This window comes from Xanthomonas populi (assembly GCF_002940065.1).
Taxonomy (GTDB): Bacteria; Pseudomonadota; Gammaproteobacteria; order Xanthomonadales; family Xanthomonadaceae; genus Xanthomonas; species Xanthomonas populi.
In genome coordinates this window covers 1-1,377 of record NZ_MDEJ01000266.1, presented here as the reverse complement: position 1 = coordinate 1,377, position 1,377 = coordinate 1, and the positions used below count along the sequence as shown (strand labels likewise).

3 protein-coding genes and 1 pseudogene are annotated in these 1,377 nt (G+C 61.5%); 2 read left to right on the top strand and 2 right to left on the bottom strand.

All coding sequences use genetic code 11. From position 1 onward, the window contains the following. Window positions 1-87 precede the first annotated feature (87 nt). Window positions 88-621, top strand: a complete 534-nt coding sequence (locus XpopCFBP1817_RS23470; RefSeq protein ID WP_244171293.1) for a hypothetical protein — start codon at window positions 88-90, stop codon at window positions 619-621. Here the strand turns inward: XpopCFBP1817_RS23470 and XpopCFBP1817_RS21975 are convergent. Continuing rightward, window positions 596-742, bottom strand: a complete 147-nt coding sequence (locus XpopCFBP1817_RS21975) for a hypothetical protein (protein WP_167393995.1) — start codon at window positions 740-742, stop codon at window positions 596-598. The genes XpopCFBP1817_RS23470 and XpopCFBP1817_RS21975 overlap by 26 nt on opposite strands. A 281-nt stretch (window positions 743-1,023) precedes the next feature. Between XpopCFBP1817_RS21975 and XpopCFBP1817_RS20690 the strand changes: the two genes are divergently transcribed. Beyond that, window positions 1,024-1,245 carry a hypothetical protein gene (locus XpopCFBP1817_RS20690; protein ID WP_128418478.1) on the top strand — a complete coding sequence of 74 codons (222 nt, stop codon included), beginning with the start codon at window positions 1,024-1,026 and terminating at the stop codon, window positions 1,243-1,245. Here XpopCFBP1817_RS20690 and XpopCFBP1817_RS23465 read toward each other — a convergent pair. Then, window positions 1,218-1,377: pseudogene (locus tag XpopCFBP1817_RS23465) on the bottom strand (RNA-binding protein); the annotation flags it as partial. The gene XpopCFBP1817_RS20690 and the pseudogene XpopCFBP1817_RS23465 overlap by 28 nt on opposite strands.

Sequence of the window (1,377 nt, the reverse complement as noted above, 5' to 3'; positions counted from 1 at the left end):
CGCTTTGAGAAGCTCGACGTCATGTTCCTCGGATTCCTGAGCTTCGTCCTGATCGTTGAAGGGCTTCTTATGTGTTAACATCCCCTAGTGACCGCAGCCATCGCCATGGCTGCGTGGAGCGGCTGGGCGACGGTACTGAACGATGCGACCCAGCCGATCCGCATCGACACCAAGACCGCCGACGGGCAGACGATCTCCGGCGCCGATTGCGCCATCAGCAACGACAAGGGGCGCCTCACCCTGACGTCGGGCCAGACGGCGCAGGTATATCGCTTCTCGCGCGATCTGGTCGTTTCCTGTGTACTGCCGGGGCAGCGCGATGCTTCCGGGCGCTCGACCTCGCCCGCCAATATCGGTATCTGGGGCAATGTCCTGATCGGCGGCGCGATCGGCGCCATCGTCGATCACAGCAAAGACACCGGCGACACCTACCCGAACTGGATCCAGCGGGTATTCGGGCAGACGCTGAGCTTCCACCGCCATCGCCAAGACCGCGGCCAGCCGTTGCAGGGCGAAAATGCGCAAGGCAGTGTGGTTGCGGCGACCACCGGTGCGAATGGCCAATCCCACAGCGCGGCCGTCACTACACCGCTCGCTACAGAGGCGCCTGCACCGGCTTGAGCTGCGGCCAGGTACAGGCCAACAGCGCCACGCGCTTTAGCGCTACCTGCAGCAGCGGCACGACGGTGCAGATCGACTGCTCCGGCTTCCGCTGCACGCCGACCTTCCGCTGACCTTGCAAGGCTGCGCTCCATGGCGAGCGCAGCCTCAACGCTGCACGGCTGTGTGCGATTACAGCCGCAGAACTATCTAAACGCTGCAGGGTCTGCTTGGACGATCTGCGCCAGACATTTCGCGTGACACCAACGCACCGAACGCCCATCGCATGACCGCTCACGACTGCAGCGCGCAGAAAAACGTCCTTTCCCCCACGCATACGTCGTATTTCACGCGATCAAGCACGCCGCTCGCTACGCTGATTTGCATGCAGCGCTTGGCTGCCAAAGAACTCAGGAGATCCCCATGGGCGACAACGCGTTTCTGTCACCGGTTTTCATCATTTTGGTCATTGCGATCATTGGCGTGGTGTTCTGGCTGGTGACGCGTGCCAAAAAAAAAGCGCAACAAGAAGTAAGCGGTCAAAGCATCAGTACGACGGCAGGCGAGTCGTCGCGCTGCATGCAGGTTGCTGCCAGCGTTGAACGCCAGCGGCACACTCAAAAACGCTCGCCAGCCGGCAGATAGCGCCATTGGCCGATCGCCAGTTTGCCCAGAGAGATGCGGCTCACGCGCAGGCGCCGGATCTGAGGTATCCCCACGTTTTTCAGCCCATGACCATCTGGTTGTAGACGTGTTCGGGCAGTGTGCGTAATCGCT

Bases quoted from the DNA above. Each gene is read 5' to 3' on its own strand.
- XpopCFBP1817_RS20690 (WP_128418478.1), top strand. From the start codon at position 1,024: ATGGGCGACAACGCGTTTCTGTCACCGGTTTTCATCATTTTGGTCATT.